18 protein-coding genes are annotated in these 17,989 nt (G+C 67.5%); 12 read left to right on the plus strand and 6 right to left on the minus strand.

Translation table 11 applies throughout. The features are described 5' to 3' along the window. Positions 1–2: 2 nt before the first annotated feature. On the minus strand, positions 3–773 hold the full coding sequence (locus BMX43_RS16835) for a transporter substrate-binding domain-containing protein (protein WP_091303325.1): 771 nt from the start codon (positions 771–773) through the stop codon (positions 3–5). Positions 774–806: 33 nt separating this feature from the next. Beyond that, positions 807–1,598 carry an ABC transporter ATP-binding protein gene (locus BMX43_RS16840; RefSeq protein WP_091303326.1) on the minus strand — a complete coding sequence of 264 codons (792 nt, stop codon included), beginning with the start codon at positions 1,596–1,598 and terminating at the stop codon, positions 807–809. A 73-nt stretch (positions 1,599–1,671) separates the two neighbouring features. On the opposite strand from BMX43_RS16840, the gene BMX43_RS16845 reads away from it, so the two are divergent. After that, positions 1,672–2,316, plus strand: a complete 645-nt coding sequence (locus BMX43_RS16845; RefSeq protein ID WP_091303327.1) for a TetR/AcrR family transcriptional regulator — start codon at positions 1,672–1,674, stop codon at positions 2,314–2,316. Beyond that, positions 2,313–3,500 carry a pyridoxal phosphate-dependent aminotransferase gene (locus BMX43_RS16850; RefSeq protein ID WP_091303328.1) on the plus strand — a complete coding sequence of 396 codons (1,188 nt, stop codon included), beginning with the start codon at positions 2,313–2,315 and terminating at the stop codon, positions 3,498–3,500. The genes BMX43_RS16845 and BMX43_RS16850 overlap by 4 nt, the downstream gene beginning before the upstream one ends. Before the next feature lie 106 nt (positions 3,501–3,606). Here BMX43_RS16850 and BMX43_RS16855 read toward each other — a convergent pair whose 3' ends face one another. Beyond that, positions 3,607–4,848, minus strand: coding sequence for a urate hydroxylase PuuD (locus BMX43_RS16855; protein ID WP_091303329.1), 1,242 nt, complete (start codon positions 4,846–4,848; stop codon positions 3,607–3,609). A 116-nt stretch (positions 4,849–4,964) separates the two neighbouring features. Between BMX43_RS16855 and BMX43_RS16860 the strand changes: the two genes are divergently transcribed. From BMX43_RS16860 to BMX43_RS16875, 4 genes are read left to right on the plus strand one after another with little or no spacing between them, the layout of a single operon-like run. Then, a complete protein-coding gene (locus BMX43_RS16860) occupies positions 4,965–5,903 on the plus strand; it encodes a LysR family transcriptional regulator (protein WP_091303330.1) in 939 nt (312 codons plus the stop codon). Positions 5,904–5,957: 54 nt separating this feature from the next. Further along, positions 5,958–6,875 (plus strand): diacylglycerol/lipid kinase family protein, encoded by a 918-nt coding sequence (locus tag BMX43_RS16865; RefSeq protein WP_091303331.1) that lies wholly within the window; start codon positions 5,958–5,960, stop codon positions 6,873–6,875. Then, positions 6,872–7,645 carry a metallophosphoesterase family protein gene (locus BMX43_RS16870; protein WP_091303332.1) on the plus strand — a complete coding sequence of 258 codons (774 nt, stop codon included), beginning with the start codon at positions 6,872–6,874 and terminating at the stop codon, positions 7,643–7,645. Before BMX43_RS16865 ends, BMX43_RS16870 begins: the two co-directional genes overlap by 4 nt. A gap of 6 nt (positions 7,646–7,651) precedes the next feature. Then, on the plus strand, positions 7,652–8,350 hold the full coding sequence (locus tag BMX43_RS16875; RefSeq protein ID WP_175482153.1) for a serine aminopeptidase domain-containing protein: 699 nt from the start codon (positions 7,652–7,654) through the stop codon (positions 8,348–8,350). Here BMX43_RS16875 and uraH read toward each other — a convergent pair. Then, positions 8,335–8,694 carry a hydroxyisourate hydrolase gene (gene uraH / locus BMX43_RS16880; protein ID WP_091303334.1) on the minus strand — a complete coding sequence of 120 codons (360 nt, stop codon included), beginning with the start codon at positions 8,692–8,694 and terminating at the stop codon, positions 8,335–8,337. The two genes, BMX43_RS16875 and uraH, sit on opposite strands and share 16 nt — an antisense overlap. A 155-nt stretch (positions 8,695–8,849) precedes the next feature. Between uraH and puuE the strand changes: the two genes are divergently transcribed. The 6 genes from puuE to BMX43_RS16910 all read left to right on the plus strand — a co-directional run bounded on the left by puuE (position 8,850) and on the right by BMX43_RS16910 (position 15,660). After that, positions 8,850–10,268 (plus strand): allantoinase PuuE, encoded by a 1,419-nt coding sequence (gene puuE / locus BMX43_RS16885; protein ID WP_091303335.1) that lies wholly within the window; start codon positions 8,850–8,852, stop codon positions 10,266–10,268. Continuing rightward, entirely contained in the window at positions 10,265–11,101 is an 837-nt protein-coding gene (locus BMX43_RS16890) for a bifunctional allantoicase/(S)-ureidoglycine aminohydrolase (RefSeq protein WP_091303336.1), read from the plus strand. Before puuE ends, BMX43_RS16890 begins: the two co-directional genes overlap by 4 nt. Positions 11,102–11,185: 84 nt before the next feature. Continuing rightward, positions 11,186–11,674, plus strand: coding sequence for an ureidoglycolate lyase (locus tag BMX43_RS16895; RefSeq protein WP_091303337.1), 489 nt, complete (start codon positions 11,186–11,188; stop codon positions 11,672–11,674). Positions 11,675–11,777: 103 nt separating this feature from the next. Further along, positions 11,778–13,256: a nucleobase:cation symporter-2 family protein gene (locus BMX43_RS16900; protein WP_091303338.1), complete on the plus strand. Its 1,479-nt coding sequence runs from the start codon at positions 11,778–11,780 to the stop codon at positions 13,254–13,256. Positions 13,257–13,352: 96 nt separating this feature from the next. Further along, on the plus strand, positions 13,353–14,342 hold the full coding sequence (locus tag BMX43_RS16905) for a phosphotransferase (protein ID WP_091303339.1): 990 nt from the start codon (positions 13,353–13,355) through the stop codon (positions 14,340–14,342). Between the two features lie 7 nt (positions 14,343–14,349). Next, positions 14,350–15,660 (plus strand): aspartate aminotransferase family protein, encoded by a 1,311-nt coding sequence (locus BMX43_RS16910; protein ID WP_091303340.1) that lies wholly within the window; start codon positions 14,350–14,352, stop codon positions 15,658–15,660. Between the two features lie 168 nt (positions 15,661–15,828). Here the strand turns inward: BMX43_RS16910 and BMX43_RS16915 are convergent, their stop codons facing one another. After that, positions 15,829–16,800 (minus strand): type I glyceraldehyde-3-phosphate dehydrogenase, encoded by a 972-nt coding sequence (locus tag BMX43_RS16915; RefSeq protein WP_091303341.1) that lies wholly within the window; start codon positions 16,798–16,800, stop codon positions 15,829–15,831. A 116-nt stretch (positions 16,801–16,916) separates the two neighbouring features. Beyond that, positions 16,917–17,987, minus strand: coding sequence for a DUF1513 domain-containing protein (locus BMX43_RS16920; protein ID WP_091303342.1), 1,071 nt, complete (start codon positions 17,985–17,987; stop codon positions 16,917–16,919). Positions 17,988–17,989: the final 2 nt, after the last annotated feature.

Below are 17,989 nucleotides of genomic sequence, written 5' to 3' on the forward strand. Positions count from 1 at the left end.
CCTTAGCCGCCGTAGATGGAGGAGGCGAAATAGGGTTTGGACACGGCCTCGTAAGTGCCGTCGGCGATGACCTTGGCGATGCCCGCGTTGAATTTCGCCTTCAGCGCGTCTTCGCCCTTGCGCAGCCCGACGCCGACGCCAAGGCCCAGCACATCGGTGTCATTCGCCACGGCGCCCTTGCTGTCGCAGCAGGCGGCGCCTTCGGGCGTGGCGAGGAAGGCATCGAGCGCGATGCTGTCGGCCTGCGTCGCGTCGATGCGCCCGGCGATCAGGTCCTGATTGGCCTCATCCTGCGTCTGGTAGATCTTGATTTCGGCGGCGGTGGCGGCGAAGTGTTTCTGCGCATAGGCCTCGTGCACGGTGGAGACCTGAACGCCGATGATCTTGCCCGCCAGACCTTCGGGCGTGGCGGGGAACGCATCGCCCTTGGCCCCCACGACCACCGTCGGCGTGTCATAGTATTTGTCCGAGAAATCAATGGTCTGCATCCGTTCCTCGGTGATCGACATCGAGGCCATGATCGCGTCGATCTGGCCTGCGGTCAGCGCGGGGATGATGCCGTCCCATGCCACGGGCACGATTTCACATTCCAGCTCGGCGGCCTTGCAGACGGCGCCGATCATGTCGATTTCCCAGCCGGTCCAGTTGCCCGAGGCATCGGGGGACGAGAAGGGCGGATAGGGTTCGGAGGCGATGCCGACCTTGACGGTTTCGGCCAGCGCGGCGCCGGACATCATCAGGACGGCGGCGAGGGAAAGGGCGATTTTCTTCATCAGATACCTCTTGCTGGTGGTCGTTGCGCGGGTTCAGCCCACGCTTTTCAGGAATTGTTTCAGCCGGTCGGACCGGGGGGCGCCAAAGACCGCCTCGGGCGGGCCTTCTTCCTCCACCCGGCCGTTGTGCAGGTAGACGACGTGGCTGGCCACTTCGCGCGCGAATTTCATCTCGTGCGTCACCAGAATCATCGTGCGCCCTTCGGCGGCCAGATCGCGGATCACCGCCAGCACCTCGCCCACCAGTTCGGGGTCGAGCGCGGAGGTGGGTTCGTCGAACAGCATGGCGCGCGGTTCCATGCACAGGGCGCGGGCGATGGCGGCGCGCTGTTGCTGACCGCCCGACAGGAAGGCGGGGTAGGTGCCCGCCTTTTCGGCCAGCCCGACGCGGGCCAGCAGGCGTTCGGCCCGCGCCACCGCCTGCGCCTTGGGCACGCGCAGCACATGGACCGGCACTTCGATCAGGTTTTCGAGGATGGTCTTGTGCGACCACAGATTGAACTGCTGGAACACCATGCCAAGGCTCTGGCGCAGGCGTTCGATCTGGCGGCGGTCGGCGGGGCTGCCATCGGCGCGCATGGCGACGGGTTCGCCGCCGATGGTGATGCGGCCGGAACTGGGGGTTTCAAGGAAGTTGATGCAGCGCAGCATGGTGGATTTGCCGGAGCCCGAGCCGCCGATCACCGCCACCACATCGCCTTCGCGCGCCGTCAGCGTGATGCCCTTGAGCACGTTGAGCGTGCCGAACGACTTTTGCAGCCCTTCGATGCGAATCGCTTCGGGTCTGGGGGGGGCAGGTTGGGGGTCGGTGGCGGCTGTCGTCATCGCAACTCCGTCATTCGCTGATTGCAGTAAGACGGCGGCGGTGTAATTATGCAAGTGTATAATTGAGGCGGCCATGGCGGAAGAACGGCGGAAATTCAGGCGCGAAGGCGAAGAGCGGCGGCGCGATGCGCTGATTTCCGCCGCGCTGGAGCTGATTGCCGAGGGCGGGCCGGGGGTGGCGACGGTGCGGGCGATTGCAGACCGCGCCGGGGTGACGCCGGGGCTGATCCGCCATTATTTCAGCAGCAAGGAAGAGCTGACGCGCGAGGCCTATCGCGCGCTGATGGAACGGATGAGCAGCGACAATGCGGCGGTGCTGGACCGGGCCGCCGATCCGCGGGCGCGGCTGGCGGCCTTTGTCGCGGCGGCGCTGCGCCCGCCGGTGATGGATGCGGCGCGGATGGGGCTGTGGGCCGGATTCATCCACCAGGTGCGGCGCGATGCGGCGATGGCGGCGGTTCATGCCGAGACCTATCTGGCCTACCGCGACCGGCTGCAGGCGCTGATCGCGGCGCTGCCGGGCACCGGCGATGCGGCGCGGCAGCGGGCGCTGGCGATTGCCTGCAACGGGGTGATCGACGGGCTGTGGCTGGAAGGCAGCGCGCTGCCCGAGGCCTTTGCGGCGGGTGAGCTGGAGCGGATCGGGCTGGACGCCGTGGGCGCCATTCTGGGGCTGGATTTGCCGGCCCCTTCTGAACAGACGGAAGACAGACCATGAAATATGCCAGCATCACCGAGCGCCTTGCCGATCTGGGCGGCGCGAAATGGGAAATTCACGCCAAGGCGCGGCGGATGAAGGCCGAGGGGATCGGGGTGATCGAATTCACCATCGGCGAGCCGGATGTGCCTTGCCCGGAAGAACTGATGGCGGTGGCGGCGCGGGCGATGATGGACGGGCGCACCGGCTATTCCAACGGGCGGGGCGAGCCGGGTTTGGTGCGGGCATTGGCGGCGCGCTATTCGGTGCGGCGCGGGCGGGTGATCGGGGCGGATCAGGTGATGTGCTTTCCCGGCACGCAGACCACGCTGTTTGCGGTGCTGATGGCGCTGGTCGAGGCGGGCGACGAGGTGATCCTTGGCGACCCGATGTATGCGACCTATGAGGGGTTGATCCGTGCCACCGGGGCGGTGCCGGTGCCGGTGACGCTGCGCGCCGAGCGGGGTTTTCATCTGAGCGCGCAAGATGTGGCGGCGGCGATCACGCCGCGCACGCGGGTGCTGTTCCTGAACACCCCGCATAACCCCACCGGGGCGGTGTTGACGCGCGACGAGATCGCGGAGTTGGGCGCAGTGGCGCAGGCGCATGATCTGTGGCTGCTGTCGGACGAGGTTTATGAGGATCTGGTGTTCGATGGCGTGCAATTCGCCTCGCCGCTGGATCTGCCGGAGCTGGCGGAGCGGGCGATTGCCTGCTGCTCGATCTCCAAATCCCATGCGGCGCCGGGGTTCCGGTCGGGTTGGTGCATCGGCCCGGCAGAGTTCTGCGCCCGGCTGTTGCCGCTGTCGGAAACCATGCTGTTCGGCGGCCAGCCGTTCATTGCCGACATGACGGCGCAGGCGGTCAGCCACCCGTCGCCGGTGGCGCCGGGGATGGTGGAGCGGTTCCAGCGCCGGGCGGAGCTGATGGCCGGGATACTGGACGGGCAGGCGGGGCTGCGGGTGCATCGGCCCGAGGCGGGGATGTTCGCGCTGGTCGATGTGCGGGCCACCGGGCTGTCGGGCACGGAGTTCGCGGCCTCGTTGCTGGAGGCGGAGCATGTGGCGGTGATGCCGGGCGAAAGTTTCGGCGCGGCGCTGGCGGGCTGGCTGCGGCTGGCGCTGACCCAAAGCGACGCGATCACCGCCGAGGGCTGCGCCCGCATCGCCCGCCATGCCGCAAGGCTGCGGGCCAAGGCGGCCTGAGCGGCCTTTTCTCCCATCGTCAGGGGTGTTCAGCCCCGGCATCGGCAGGGTTGCCCCCATCACGCGATGGGGATCAGATGGCTGGGCCTGATTGCAGGGGTCGGGGTCAGGTGTCGGAGCCGCTGCGCGTGGCGGATTCGAACCAGGTGACGATGGCGGCACGCTCTTCCGGCTCGATATAGCTGAGATTGGCGGGGGGCATCGCATGGGTCAGCCCGGCCTGCACATAGATGCGCCGCGCCTCTGCCGCGATCTGTTCGGGGGTTTCGAGCAGCACGCCTTTCGGCGCCCAATGGATGCCCTCCCAGCCCGGTTCGGCGGCGTGGCACATCGAGCAGCGGCCCTGCACGATGCTGGTGACATCCTCGAACCCCGGGGCGGAGGCGTAGATCAATGCCTGACCGGAGAGGGCGGCTTGCTGATCTTCCGCCGGGGCTTCGGGACGGAAGGTCGAAAGCCAGGCGATGGCGAGCATCAGCAGCACGGTCAGTGCCCATGTCCAGTGCGGGTTGCCCTTGCGGGCGTGCTGGGTGTTGAACCAGTGGCGGATGGTGACGCCCATCAGGAAGACGAGGCTGGCGATGAGCCAGTTATAGGGCGTGGCGAAGGCCAGCGGGTAGTGGTTCGACAGCATCAGGAACAGCACCGGCAGGGTGAGGTAGTTGTTGTGGGTGCTGCGCTGCTTGGCGATCTTGCCATATTTCGGATCGGGTTTGCGGCCTGCCTTGAGGTCTGCCACCACCACGCGCTGATTGGGCATGATGATGAAGAACACATTGGCCGTCATGATCGAGGCGGTGAAGGCGCCCAGATGCAGCAGGGCGGCGCGGCCCGAAAACACCGAAACGTAGAAATAGGACATGCCGACCAGCACGGCGAACAGCGCCAGCATCAGCAGTGTCTGGTTCGCGTTCACGAAGACCTTGCAGAGCAGGTTGTAGGCGATCCAGCCGAAGGCCAGCGAGGCGAGCGAGAGGGCGATGGCTTGCAGGGTGGTCAGCTCGGCCACCGTGGGGTCGACGAGGTAGATCTCGGCCCCGAGGTAATAGACCAGCACCAGCAGGGTGAAGCCCGAGACCCATGTCATGTAGCTTTCCCATTTGAACCAGATCAGGTGATCGGGCATCTGGGCGGGGGCCACGAGGTATTTCTGGATATGGTAGAAGCCGCCGCCATGAACCTGCCATTCCTCGCCATCGGCGCCGGAGGCGAGATTGCGGTCGCGGTGCAGGCCGAGATCAAGCGCGATGAAGTAGAAGCTCGATCCGATCCACGCCACGGCGGTGATCACATGGGTCCATCGCACGGCAAATTCGACCCATTCCCAGATCACGACGTAATCATTCATCGGCTTCTCCTTCGGGCTGGCTGTGCAAAGAGCTATACCGGCACATCGCTTTTCGGTTAATTCCATCAAATGCCGGAGCACTTTCAAATGCTCGAAGAAAATGAGGCGGGGCGCGCATGTCTTATGTGAATACCATCAAGATGTTCGTGCGTGTCTATGAATTGGGCAGCATGAGTGCGGCGGCGCGGGATCAGCGCACCTCGCCCGCGGTCGCCTCGGCGCGAATCTCGGAGCTGGAGAAGCATCTGGGGGTGCGGCTGTTCAACCGCACGACGCGCAGCCTGCAACCCACCGAAAACGGGCGGATCTTCTATGAAGGCGCGCGCCGGGTGCTGGAGGCGATCGACGAGGCGGAAGCGGCGGTGACGGATGTGACGCAGAACCCGCGCGGCACGGTGTTCGTGGCAGCGCCCCTGGGCATCGGGCGGCGGTTCATCGCGCCGCATGTGCCGGCGTTCAAGGATCTGTATCCGCAGATCGAGGTGCGGTTGCGCCTGTCGGACCGGATCGTCGATGTGACGGCCGAGGGGCTGGACGTGGCGTTTCACCTTGGCTTGCTGGATGACAGCGCGCTGAAGGTGCGGCTGGTGGCGGATTGCCCGCGCGTGCTCTGCGCGGCGCCGGGCTACATCGCGGCGCGCGGCAACCCGCTGGATGGGGCGGCGCTGGTGGCGGACCGGCATGATTGCCTGAACCTGCGCTTTCCGGGCGCGAAGGAATTCCAGTGGATGTTGCAGACGCCCGAGGGGCCGAGGCGGTTTGACATTTCGGGGCCGTTTGAAAGCGATGATGGCGATGTGCTGACCGGCTGGGCGCTGGACGGGCGGGGCATCGTGATGAAGCCGATCTTCGAGGTGGCAGAGCATCTGCGCGCCGGGCGGCTGGTGCCGGTGGCCACGGCCACGCCGCCGATGCCGACGCAGTTGAGCTGCCTGAGCCCGCATCGGCGGCTGCGCGACCCGAAGATCCGGCTGTTCGTGGATTTCGTCATTGCGCGCGTGCGGGCCGACATGGCGGCGCGGATGGCGGGGCTGGCGGCGGAACCGAACGCATGAGCGCGCGTTGGGGCGCGCGGCAAACCTGCCGGGGCAAGGGCGGGGAGCCGGGGCATGGGGACTGAGGCGCGGACGATCTGTGTGGTCGCCAACCCGAAATCCGGGCGCAATGCGCGGGATCGGGCGGCGATCGGGCAGGCGATGCAGGTCTTTGGCCCGGCGGCGGAACTGCGCCGCTGGCATCGGGGTGATGATCTGGATGCCTTTGTGCGGCGGGCGGTGGCGGACGGGTTCACCACCATTGTCGCCGCCGGGGGCGATGGCACGGTGATGGGCGTGGCCCATGCGCTGCTGGGGCAGGATGCGGCGCTGGGGGTGCTGCCGCTGGGCACCTTCAACTATTTCGCGCGCGGGTTGGGCCTGCCGCAAGAGCCGGAGCCGGCGGCGCGCGCCATTCTGGGCGGGCATCGGCGGCGGATTTCGGTGGGGTCGGTCAACGGGCAGTTGTTTCTGAACAATGCGAGCGTGGGCATCTATCCGTCGATCCTGCAGGCGCGGGAAGCGATCTATGAACGGTGGGGCCGGTCGCGCGCGCTGGCGCATTGGTCGGTGATCCGCACGATCTGGCGGTTTCAGCGGGCCAAACCGCTGGATCTGGTGACGGATGGGGTGCGGCAAAGCCTCAAGACGCCGCTGATCTTCGTGGCGCGGTCGGCCTATCAACTGGAACGGTTCGGGCTGACCGGGGCCGAGGCGATCAGCGATGACCGGTTCGCGGTGTTCGTGGCGCGGGGCGGCACGCGCTGGCATCTGCTGCGCACGGCCTGGCGGCTGGCGACGCGGCGGGTGAAGGTGGGCGAGGATGTGGACGTGATTTCGGCGCGCGATGTGGTGGTGGAGACGGGCAAGCGTCGCCCGCTGGTGGCGTTTGATGGCGAAAAGCGGCGAATGGCCGGGCCGCTGGATTTTCGGATCGAGGTGGGGGCGCTGGTCATCATCGTGCCGGACGACGCGGACCGGGTGGACGCATGACGCGGATCGTGCATCTGTCAGACCTGCATTTCGGCGCCACGGCCCCGGCGCTGCTGGCGCCGCTGTGCGCGGCGGTGGCGGAGTTGAAACCCGATCTGGTGGCGGTGTCGGGCGATCTGACACAGCGGGCGCGGGCCGGGCAGTTTCGCGACGCGATGGCGTTTCTGGCGCGGCTGGGCTGCCCGGTGATCTGCGTGCCGGGGAACCATGACATCCCGCTGTGGAACCTTGCGGCGCGGCTGTGGGCGCCTTGGGGCAGGTGGCAGCGCCATGTCGGCCGGCCGCTGGAGCCGGAGGTGGAGACGCAAGGGGCGGTGGTGGTGGGGATCAACACCGCCAATCCGCTGGCCTGGAAACAGGGGCGGATCACCGCGCGGCAGCTGGACCGGATCGCGGCGCGCTTTACCCGGGCCGGGGACCGCGCGCGCATCGTGGTGATGCATCACCCGCTGGAACATCTGCCGGGCGAGACGCAATGGTTGATGCAGGGCACCGCCGAGGCGCTGCGCCGCCTGCCGGGGGCGGGGGCGCAGGTGGTGCTGTCGGGACATATCCATGTCAGCCATGCCGGGCCGTTCACTGCCGCCCCGGGCCTGCTGTTCGTGCAGGCGGGCACCGGGCTGTCAACCCGGGTGCGGGAAGAGCGCAACGCCTTCAACGTGCTGGATTTTACGCCGGGTTCGGTGGTGGTGCAAACCTGGGTCGCGGATGCGGCGGGGCGGTTTGCGCATCTGCGCGACGGGCGGTTCGATCTGCCGCAGGCCCGCTAGGTGGAGGTGCTGTGGGACAGGGCGCCGCTGTGGCTCGGCCATCTGCCGGGGGCGGGGCAGGATCTGGTGATCGCGTTTTCCAGCATCGGCCATGACCCGGCGCGCCTGCCCGCGCCCGAGTTTCGCGCCACCGCCACGGCGGGCGGGCGCCCGGCGCTGTTCGTCGCGGATGCCAGCCGCAGTTGGGCCAATGCGCCCGATTTCGTCCCGGCGCTGCACCATGCCGTCACGGTGCTGCGCGCGCGTCAGCCGATTGCGCGGATCGTGACGCTGGGCCTGTCGATGGGCGGGTTCTGTGCGCTGGCGGCGGCGGAGGTGCTGGCGGCGGATTGCGCGATTGCGATCTCGCCGCAATTCAGCGTCGATCCGGCGCGGATGCCGGACGAGACGCGCTGGGCGGAGTGGGCCGGGCGGATCGCGCGGTTCACCTATCCGCAGGCGCCTTTGCCCGCGCGGGCGGTGCTGTGTCACGGGATGGAGGATGACGCGGCGCAGGCGCTGGCCTTCCCGGCCCGCACCGGGATCGACCATTTCCTGTTCCCCGGCCAAAGCCACAGCACGCTGGGCCCGCATTTGCGCCAGAGCGGCATCCTGCCCGGCGTGATCGAAGCCGCGCTGGCGGGGGATCGCCGCCGGTTGGGGCGGATCATGTCCAGCGCGCGCGGTGTGGCGCGCCGGCGGCTGGCGGATCAGCTGCCGCGATAGGTGGAATAGGCGAAGGGCGAGATCAGCAGCGGCACATGGTAATGCTGCGTCGCGTCAGGGATGCCGAAGCGGATCGGGATTTCATCGAGAAACAGCACGCCGTCGCCCGCCTGACCGCTGGCGCGCAGATACTCGCCCGCGCCGAACACCAGCTCGTAACTGCCGGGTTTCAGCGCCGCGCCTGCCAGCATCGGCGCATCGGTGCGGCCATCGGCATTGGTGGTGGTTTCGGCAATCTTTTTGTGGCTTTGGCCGCTGATCCGGTAAAGCGTGATCTTCACCCCCGCCGCAGGTTTGCCCAATGCCGTATCCAGAACATGGGTGGTCAACCGTCCCGTAGCCATCCTGCACCTCTGCGCCTTGCCAATCCTGCGGGCAACTCTGCCCGTCTTTGCGCCGCTTGGCGATAGTGCAGATGCAGCACAGGTCTTATCGGGATTTTTTGAAAAAACATTGTGCGATTGGCGCCTAATATGGGCGGGCAAGAAAAGGACCGATCATGCCGAACAGATATCCGCGCGATTTCCGGGGTCATGGGCCGCAGGCGCCGAATGCCGCCTGGCCGGGGGGCGCGAAGATCGCGATCTCGCTGGTGCTGAACTATGAGGAGGGCGGCGAGAACAACCTGCTGCATGGTGATGCCGGGTCTGAGGCGTTCCTGTCGGATATTGCCGGGGCGGCGCCCTGGCCGGGGCAGCGGCACTGGAACATGGAATCGATCTATGATTACGGCGCGCGGGCCGGGTTCTGGCGGCTGCACCGGCTGTTCACGTCGCGCGACATTCCGGTGACGATCTACGGCGTGGCCACCGCGCTGGCCCGTGCGCCCGAACAGGTGGCGGCGATGAAGGCGGCGGGGTGGGAAATCGCCTCGCACGGGCTGAAATGGGTGGAACACCGCGACATGCCCGAAGAGGTGGAGCGCGCCCAGATCGCCGAGGCGATCCGCCTGCATACCGAGGTGGTGGGGGCGCCGCCGCGCGGCTGGTATACCGGGCGCTGTTCGATGAACACCGTGCGGCTGACGGCGGAAACCGGGGTGCTGGACTGGATCTCTGACACCTATGACGACGATCTGCCCTATTGGCTGGAGGTGGGCGCGCGTGACCAGCTGGTCATCCCCTATACGCTGGAGGCGAATGACATGCGCTTTGCCACCGCCCCCGGATACATCACCGGCGAGCAGTTCTATCAGTATCTGAAGGACAGTTTCGATACGCTTTATGCCGAAGGGCAGGCGGGGGCGGCGAAGATGTTTTCGGTCGGGCTGCATTGCCGCCTGATCGGGCGTCCGGGCAAGATCGCCGGGTTGCAGCGTTTCCTCGACTATGCACAATCGCACGAAGGTGTGTGGTTCCCGCGCCGGATCGACATTGCGCAGCATTGGGCAAAAACCCATCCGAACAAGCGGTTCGCGCGGCCGTCCCGGATGGAGCGTGAGGTGTTCGTGGCCCGCTTCGGGTCCATTTTCGAACATTCGCCTTGGATTGCCGAGCGCGCCTATGAGCTGGAGCTGGGCTCGGCCCATGACAGCGCCGTGGGGCTGCACAACGCGCTGGCCCGCATGTTCCGCAGCGCCACGGCTGACGAGCGCCTGGGCGTGCTGCGTGCCCATCCCGATCTGGCGGGCAAGCTGGCGGCGGCGAAACGGCTGACGGCGGAAAGCACCGCCGAACAGGCCAGTGCGGCGCTGGATGCGCTGACCGATGAGGAACGCGCGACCTTTGAACGCCTGAACACCGAATATGTCGCCAAGCACGGCTTCCCCTTCATCATCGCCGTGCGCGACCACACGAAAGACAGCATCCTGCGCGCCTTCCAAAGTCGCATCGGCAACGACAGCGACACCGAATTTGCCACCGCCTGCGCGCAGGTCGAACGTATCGCAGAACTGCGCCTGAAGGATATCCTGCCATGAGCACCTATGCCGGCCCGATCGACGGGCTGCCGCCGCAAACCGCGCTGCATACCGGGCGCGCCGTGTTTACCGAATCCTATGCGGTGATCCCGCGCGGGGTGATGTCGGATATCGTCACCAGCTATCTGCCGGGCTGGGGCAAGACCCGTTTCTGGGTGATCGCCCGGCCGATGACCGGCTTTTCCGAAACCTTTTCGCAATATATCCTCGACATCCCGTCCGAGGGCGGGTCGGACGCGCCGGAACCGGAGCCCGGCGCCGAGGGGGTGCTGTTCGTCACCGAAGGGCGGCTGCGGCTGACCCTTGACGGGGCGCCGCATGTGCTGGGGGCGGGGGGCTATGCCTATCTGCCGCCGGGCTGCGACTGGACGCTGCACAATGTCAGCGCGGCGCCGGCCAGGCTGCACTGGCTGCGCAAGCTTTACGAGCCCGCCGCAGGCGTGGCCCCGCCCGAGTCCTTCGTGACCAACGAACAGCACCATGCCCCCGCCGCCATGCCCGGCACCAAGGGCGCCTGGGCCACCACCCGCTTCGTCGATCCGTTCGACATGCGCCATGACATGCATGTCAACATCGTCACCTTCCAGCCGGGCGGGCTGATCCCGTTCGAGGAAACCCATGTGATGGAACACGGGCTTTACGTGCTGGAAGGCAAGGCCGTCTACAAACTGAACAAGGACTGGGTCGAGGTGGAAGCCGGCGATTTCATGTGGTTGCGCGCCTATTGCCCGCAGGCCTGCTATGCCGCAGGCCCCGGCCCCTTCCGCTATCTGCTCTACAAGGATGTGAACCGCCACGCCAAGCTGCGCGGCCCCGGCGCTTTCGGACGCTGATGCGCTTCATCCTGGCAAAAATACTCCACGGGGGTCCGGGGGTGTGAAACCCCCGGGCGCTCCCCGCCCCGCGAAAGGCCTGACATGCGCGAGATCCATCCCGAACCCCTGACGCCCGAGGCTTTCGCCCCGTTCGGCGATGTGCTCGACGCCACGGGCGCGCCGGACCGGATGATCAATCAGGGCCTGTGTGGCCGGTTCCATGACCGGGCGAAGCTCGATTTCGGCGCCGAAGGTCGGGCGGGCCTGTCGATCTTCAAGGCCGAGCCGCGGCGCTTTCCCTATCGGCTGGATCTGGTCGAACGCCATCCCGACGGCTCGCAGGCTTTCATGCCGATGACCGCCGATCCGTTTCTGGTGATCGTGGCGCCGGATGAAGGCGGCAGCCCCGGCAGGCCGCGCGCCTTTCTGACGAATGGGGCGCAGGCGATCAATTTTCATCGCAACACCTGGCACGGCGTGCTGACGCCGCTGGCCGCGCCCGGCCTGTTCGCCGTGCTGGACCGGATCGGCGCCACGCCGAACCTTGAGGAACACTGGTTCACGGACCCGTGGACGATCACCCCCGCCTGAGCGGGCGGGGGAACGCCCGGCCTCCTCCGGGTGACGAACCGGGTCGCGACCACGGGGGGCGCGGGGCGGCAGCAACAACATCCCCCGAGGGAAAGGGTAACCGATGACAGAGACCACGCATCCCGTGGACGAAATTCTGCCGCCGCCCAAGCTGTTCGCGCTGGGGCTGCAACATGTGCTGGTGATGTATGCGGGCGCCGTGGCGGTGCCGCTGATCGTGGGGCGGGCGCTGAAGCTGGATCCGGCCGATGTGGCCTTCCTGATTTCCGCCGACCTGTTCGTTTGCGGCATTGCCACGCTGATTCAAAGCCTTGGTGCCACGCAATGGTTTGGCATCAAGCTGCCGGTGATGATGGGGGTGACCTTTGCCGCCGTCGGGCCGATGGTGGCGATGGCCAATGCCAATGGCGGGCCAGAGGGCGCGCGGGCGATCTTTGGCGCCATCATCGGCGCGGGCCTCATCTCGATGCTGATCGCGCCGCTGGTCAGCCGGATGCTGAAATTCTTTCCGCCGGTGGTGACCGGCACGATCATTCTGGTGATCGGGGTCAGCCTGATGCGGATCGGCATCAACTGGATCTTCGGCAACCCGGTGGGCCCGACCGCGCCGATGATCGTCGATCCGGCGGCGGCGGAGTGGATGAAGGCGGCAAGCGAGGCGGCAGCGGCAGGGGCCTTGCCGGAAATGCCGCCGAAGCTGGCGGCGGCGGCCACCATGCCGAACCCGGCCTATGCGCCTTTGGGCAATATCGCGGTCTCTGCGGTGGTGCTGGCGGCGATCCTGCTGATTGCGCGCTTCGCCAAGGGGTTCATCGCCAATATCTCGGTGCTGCTGGGCATCGTGCTGGGCTGCATCATTGCCGTATCCATCGGCGCGATGGGGTTTGAGAAGGTGGCGGCGGCAGCGCCTTTCGCGCTGATCATGCCGTTCCATTTCGGGATGCCGGTGTTTGATCCGGTGCTGATCGTGACCATGGTTCTGGTGATGATCGTGGTGATGATCGAATCCACCGGCATGTTTCTGGCGCTGGGCGATCTGACCGGCAAGACGGTGGATCAGCCGATGCTGTCGGCGGGCTTGCGCACCGATGGGTTGGGCACGCTGATCGGCGGGATTTTCAACACCTTCCCCTATACCTCGTTCAGCCAGAATGTCGGCCTCGTCGGCGTGACCGGGATCAAGAGCCGGTTTGTCTGCGTGGCGGGCGGGATCATCCTGATTCTGCTGGGCCTGTCGCCCAAGATGGGCGCGCTGGTCGAATCGGTGCCGACCATGGTTCTGGGCGGTGCCGGTCTGGTGATGTTCGGCATGGTGGCGGCAACGGGCGTGCGGATTCTGGCGGGGGTGAATTTCGCCGCCAATCGCAACAACCTGTTCATCGTGGCGGTCAGCCTTGGGTTCGGGATGATTCCGCTGATCGCGCCAAACTTCAAGATGTGGATGCCGCATGCGCTGCACCCGCTGATCGAAAGCGGCATCCTGCTGGCCTCGATTGCCGCCGTGGCGCTGAACGCCTTTTTCAACGGCGCCTCGGGCAGTGCTGCGGATGCGAAAGCGGCGGCGGCGGTGGCCGAACACTGAACCCGGTGCCCGCGCGGCCTTGCCTTGGGCCACGCGGGCATTTTCTGCGGACAAGCGTCTTGCTGTGGCGCGGGTTTTCATGTCTCACTCTCGCCCATGCAGCAAAATGATCCGCTTGGCCCGATCCTGAACAGCCCGCCGCCCGCGATCAGCCGCGCCGAGGCGATGGTGCTGCTGGCCACCCATTATGGCGTGATCGGCGACATGGACCGGCTGTCCTCGGAGCGCGATCTGAACTTTCGGGTGGAGGGTGACGAGGGGCGCTTTGTGCTCAAATTCGCCAATGTGGCGGAAGACCCTTCGGTGACGCGGTTCCAGAATGCGGCGCTGGAGCATATCGCGGCGCGCGATCCGGGGCTGCCAGTGCCGCGCGTCATCCCCTCGCTGACCGGCGAGACGGACATCCCGCTGGCCTCGGGTAGTCTGATGCGGTTGCTGAGCTATGTGGAAGGCGTGCCGCTGCATCTGGCGCCGCCGTCACCGGCGCTGCGCCGGTCGATGGGGGCGATGGCGGCGCGGTTGACCCGCGCGCTGGAAGGCTTTGCCGATCCGGCCGCCGATCATGTGCTGCAATGGGATATCAAACAGGCGGGCCGGTTGCGCCCCTTGCTGCCCGCGATTGCCGACCCCGATCTGCGGGCGTTGTGCGCGCGCTGGCTGGACCGGTTCGATACGGTGGTGCAGCCCGCGCTGGCGGCGCTGCCGTGGCAGGTGGTGCATGCCGATCTGAACCCGCATAACGTGCTGACCGATCCGCAGGATGCGGGGCGCGTGGCCGGGGTGCTGGATTTCGGCGATATGGTGCGCACGCCGCGCATCTGCGATCTGGCGGTGGCGGCGGCCTATCAGATCGACCCGGCGGCGGTGCAGGCCAGTCTGGCCGATGTGGTGGCCGGCTGGGAGGCCGTGCTGCCGCTGTTGCCGGGCGAACGGGCGGTGCTGGCCGATCTGGTGGCGATCCGCATGGTGACGACGCTGGCGATCACCAGCCACCGCGCGACGCGCCAGCCCGAGAATGCAGAGTATATCCTGCGCAACTTCCCTTCGGCGCGGGCGGGGCTGCTGGCCCTGCCGGGCCCTGTGTGAGGCGACCATGACCAAAGACCCGATGCCCAATGCCTTCCGCCCCGGGGCGGTGGATCTGCCGCCCGGCGAGGCGGCGCTGGTGGCGCGACGGCAGGCGGCGCTGGGGCCGGCCTATCGGCTGTTCTATGATTCGCCGCTGCATCTGGTGCGGGGCGAGGGGGTTTGGCTGTATGATGCCGCGGGCAAGGCTTACCTCGACACCTATAACAACGTGGCTTCGGTCGGGCATTGTCATCCGCAGGTGGTGGCGGCCATGGCGGCGCAGGCGGGGGTGTTTGCCAGCCATACCCGTTATCTGCATGACGGCGTGCTGAATTATGCCGAGCGGCTGCTGGCGACGATGCCAAGCGCCTTGGGCCACGCGATGTTCACCTGCACGGGGTCAGAGGCCAATGATCTGGCGCTGCGCATCGCGCGGGCGGCGACGGGTGGCATGGGGGTGATCGTCACCGAAAACGCCTATCACGGGGTCACGCTGAGCGTGGCGGAGTTTTCGCCCTCGCTGGGGGCGGGGGTGCCCTTAGGCGCGCATGTGCGCACGGTGCCCGCGCCGGATGCGGCAAAGCTGGGGCCGGATGTGGGCGCGGGTTTTGCGGCGGCGGTGCAGGCGGCGATCGACGATCTGCTGCGCCACGGGATCAAGCCCTGCGCGCTGATCGTGGACACGGTGTTTTCCTCGGACGGGGTGTTCGCCGATCCGGCAGGCTTTCTGGCGCCTGCGGTGGCGGCGATCCGCGCGGCGGGTGGGCTGTTCATCGCCGACGAGGTGCAGCCGGGCTTCGGGCGCACCGGGGCGGGGATGTGGGGCTTTGCCCGGCATGGCGTGGTGCCCGACATGGTGTCGCTGGGCAAGCCGATGGGCAATGGCTATCCGGTGGCGGGGCTGGTGCTGCGGCCCGAGGTGATTGCCGAATTTGGCGCGAAGGCGCGGTATTTCAACACGTTCGGCGGCAATGCAGTGGCGATGGCCACGGCGGGCGCGGTGCTGGATGTGATCGAGCAGGAGGGGTTGATCGCCAATTCCCGCGATGTGGGGGCGGTGTTTGCCGATGGGTTGCGCGGGCTGGCGAAAGATCACGCCTGTCTGGGCGAGCTGCGCGCGGTGGGGCTGTTTCTGGGGCAGGACATCGTGACCGATGGCGCCCCCGATGCGGCACTGGCCGGGCGGATCGTCAACGGCTTGCGTGCGGCGGGGGTGCTGATTTCGGCCACCGGGCCGGTGGGGCATGTGCTGAAGATCCGCCCGCCGCTGGTATTTTCGCGCGCGCATGTCGCGCTGTTTCTGGAGCGGCTGGACGGGGTGTTGCGGCGGCTGTGACACGGCGGTTTGGGCGGGCCGGGCAGAGGGGGCTTTGCCCCCGTCGCCTCCGCCCTGTCCGGCCCGATCCTTGCGGATCGTGCGTTCGGGCCTGACGTGCTTCCACTGGAAGCCCGTCCGGGCGGCCCTCACCCCCCAGAGTATTTTTGCCAGGATGAAGCTGCGGGGTCAGGCTTTCAGCCGGCGGGCCACGTCGAGCATCCGGTTGGAAAAGCCCCATTCATTGTCATACCAGCCGAAGACGCGCAGCATTCCGCCCCGCGTGACGCGGGTTTCGGGGCAGGCCATGATGATGGATTCGGGCCGGGCGCGCAGATCGGTGGAGACCAGCGGCTTGTCGGTGGCGCCGATCACGCCGCCTGCGGTGTGGAAGGCGGCGTTGACCTCTGCCGCCGTCGCGGGGCGGGTGGTCATCACGCAGAGATCGACGGCAGAGACCGAGGCGGTGGGCACCCGCACGGCAGAGCCTTCGAGCCGCCCGGCCAGATCAGGCAGCACCAGATCGACGAGGCGTTGCGCCGAGGTGGTGGTGGGCACCATGCTGAGCGCCGCCGCGCGCGAGCGCGAGAAATCGGCGGCGGGGGCATCGACGGTGGGCTGGCTGCCGGTATAGCAGTGGATCGTGGTCATCGAGCCGGTCTCGATCCCCCAATGGGCATGGATCAGCCGGGCGAGCGGCGCCAGCGCATTGGTGGTGCAGGAGGCGTTGGACACGATGCGCTGATCGGTCAGCGCGGCATCATTGGCGCCCAGCACCAGCGTCAGATCGGCGGCTTGCGAGGGGCCGGAGATCAGCACGCGGCGGGCGCCTGCGGTCAGGCCGCGTTCGGCAATGGCGCGGGCATCGGCGCGGCCGGTACATTCCATCACCAGATCGGTGTCGCGCAGGTCCAGCGTGGAAATATCGGGGGTGCGGTGCAGCGGAATGGCGTGGCCATCGACCACCAGCGCGCCGTCTGTCAGCGCGACAGTGCCTTTCCACGGGCCAAAGACGCTATCATATTCAAACAGATAGGCGCACATGTCGGCGGCGGCGATGTCGTTGATGCCGGTGATGGTGATCCCCGCGCCCGCGCCGCCCGCCCAGGCGCGCAGGACCGAGCGGCCGATCCGGCCGAAACCGTTGATGAAGACGCGCATGGCGGGCTCCTCGCTGCTTTTGCGGGCAGTCTGACCACGCGGCGGGCGGCGGTGCAATGGGGTTTGATCAAAAACCTGTTTGCGCTCACGCCCCCGCGATCAGGTGTCCCGTGCGATCAGATGGCCAGAGCGACCAGATGGTTGTCCCAGGACAGGGCGGTGCTGCGGCGGGGCAGCAGGCCAGCGGCGTCGAGGGTGGAAATGGCGCCATTGCCATCGGTCACGATGAACCCGCCGGGGCCAGCCGCCACGCCGCAGGCATCGGGGCGGCGGTGGGTGGCGACAAAGCGGCCATCGGTGGCGAAGACCTGCACCGCGCCGCCTTTGGGCGAGGTGATCGCGAGGGCGTCCAGCGTGGGGCTGTGGGCGATGGAGCCGGCATAGCCCTGCATCACATAGGCCTCGGTTTCCGGCGGCGGGCACAGGGTGAGGGCGCCGTTGTCCCACAGGCCAAGCAGCGGGACGGGGTCGGCGGGATCGCCCTCCCACTGCATGGCGAAGGCGACGCGGCCATCGGGCAGCAGTGCAAGGTGGCGGATGGAGTTCTGCGCCAGATCGGGTGGCAGTTCCGCTTGGCTGAGGATCTCGCCCCCCGGCGAGAGGCGGGCGAGGTTGGGGCGCATCGTGGCGATGTTGAGCTTGCGGCGGTCGGTCGGGTCGGTCTGGATGCCGCCATTGGCGATGATGAGGTCATCCGACAGCGGCAGGCGCTTGAGGTCATGCGGGCCGATGCCGCCCGAGGCCCATTCGCCGATGCGGGCATAGTTGGCGGTCGCATCCCACAGGCCGATGCGCCCGGCAGAGCCTTCGGCCTCCACCTCGGATGTATAGAGGGTGGCGCCATCGGCGGAGAAGGTGCCGTGGCCGTTGAACTGGCGGCCTGCGGGCGGGGTGAGGCGGGCGACCTGCGTGCCGCGCGCGCAGTCGATCACCAGCGCATAGGTGCCGGGGCGGCGGGCGAAGGCCACGGCCTCGGGCCGGGTCGGGTGGGCGGTGGCGGCATGGCCGCGCGCGGGCAGCGGCAGGGCAAAGACGGTTTCGCCCTGCGCCGACAGCCCGTGCAGCACGAAGGCGCCGGTGGCATCCTTGGCGGCGGCGAGGAAGGCGGGGCTGCCCGCATCGGCCCAGCCAAGCCGGGGCAGGGTGGAGGCGGCGAGAAGCGAGGCGAGGAAGCTGCGGCGCTGCATGG

Origin of the sequence: Gemmobacter aquatilis (genome assembly GCF_900110025.1) — a bacterium.
Classification (GTDB): Bacteria; Pseudomonadota; Alphaproteobacteria; order Rhodobacterales; family Rhodobacteraceae; genus Gemmobacter; species Gemmobacter aquatilis.

Excerpts from the sequence above, each read along its gene's own strand:
- BMX43_RS16845 (WP_091303327.1), top strand. The coding sequence starts at position 1,672 with ATGGCGGAAGAACGGCGGAAATTCAGGCGCGAAGGCGAAGAGCGGCGG.
- BMX43_RS16920 (WP_091303342.1), bottom strand. The coding sequence starts at position 17,987 with ATGCAGCGCCGCAGCTTCCTCGCCTCGCTTCTCGCCGCCTCCACCCTG.
- BMX43_RS16865 (WP_091303331.1), top strand. The coding sequence starts at position 5,958 with ATGGGGACTGAGGCGCGGACGATCTGTGTGGTCGCCAACCCGAAATCC.
- BMX43_RS16855 (WP_091303329.1), bottom strand. The coding sequence starts at position 4,848 with ATGAATGATTACGTCGTGATCTGGGAATGGGTCGAATTTGCCGTGCGA.
- BMX43_RS16835 (WP_091303325.1), bottom strand. The coding sequence starts at position 773 with ATGAAGAAAATCGCCCTTTCCCTCGCCGCCGTCCTGATGATGTCCGGC.
- uraH (WP_091303334.1), bottom strand. The coding sequence starts at position 8,694 with ATGGCTACGGGACGGTTGACCACCCATGTTCTGGATACGGCATTGGGC.
- BMX43_RS16860 (WP_091303330.1), top strand. The coding sequence starts at position 4,965 with ATGTCTTATGTGAATACCATCAAGATGTTCGTGCGTGTCTATGAATTG.
- BMX43_RS16850 (WP_091303328.1), top strand. The coding sequence starts at position 2,313 with ATGAAATATGCCAGCATCACCGAGCGCCTTGCCGATCTGGGCGGCGCG.
- BMX43_RS16905 (WP_091303339.1), top strand. The coding sequence starts at position 13,353 with ATGCAGCAAAATGATCCGCTTGGCCCGATCCTGAACAGCCCGCCGCCC.
- BMX43_RS16915 (WP_091303341.1), bottom strand. The coding sequence starts at position 16,800 with ATGCGCGTCTTCATCAACGGTTTCGGCCGGATCGGCCGCTCGGTCCTG.
- BMX43_RS16870 (WP_091303332.1), top strand. The coding sequence starts at position 6,872 with ATGACGCGGATCGTGCATCTGTCAGACCTGCATTTCGGCGCCACGGCC.
- puuE (WP_091303335.1), top strand. The coding sequence starts at position 8,850 with ATGCCGAACAGATATCCGCGCGATTTCCGGGGTCATGGGCCGCAGGCG.
- BMX43_RS16890 (WP_091303336.1), top strand. The coding sequence starts at position 10,265 with ATGAGCACCTATGCCGGCCCGATCGACGGGCTGCCGCCGCAAACCGCG.
- BMX43_RS16840 (WP_091303326.1), bottom strand. The coding sequence starts at position 1,598 with ATGACGACAGCCGCCACCGACCCCCAACCTGCCCCCCCCAGACCCGAA.
- BMX43_RS16910 (WP_091303340.1), top strand. The coding sequence starts at position 14,350 with ATGACCAAAGACCCGATGCCCAATGCCTTCCGCCCCGGGGCGGTGGAT.
- BMX43_RS16895 (WP_091303337.1), top strand. The coding sequence starts at position 11,186 with ATGCGCGAGATCCATCCCGAACCCCTGACGCCCGAGGCTTTCGCCCCG.
- BMX43_RS16900 (WP_091303338.1), top strand. The coding sequence starts at position 11,778 with ATGACAGAGACCACGCATCCCGTGGACGAAATTCTGCCGCCGCCCAAG.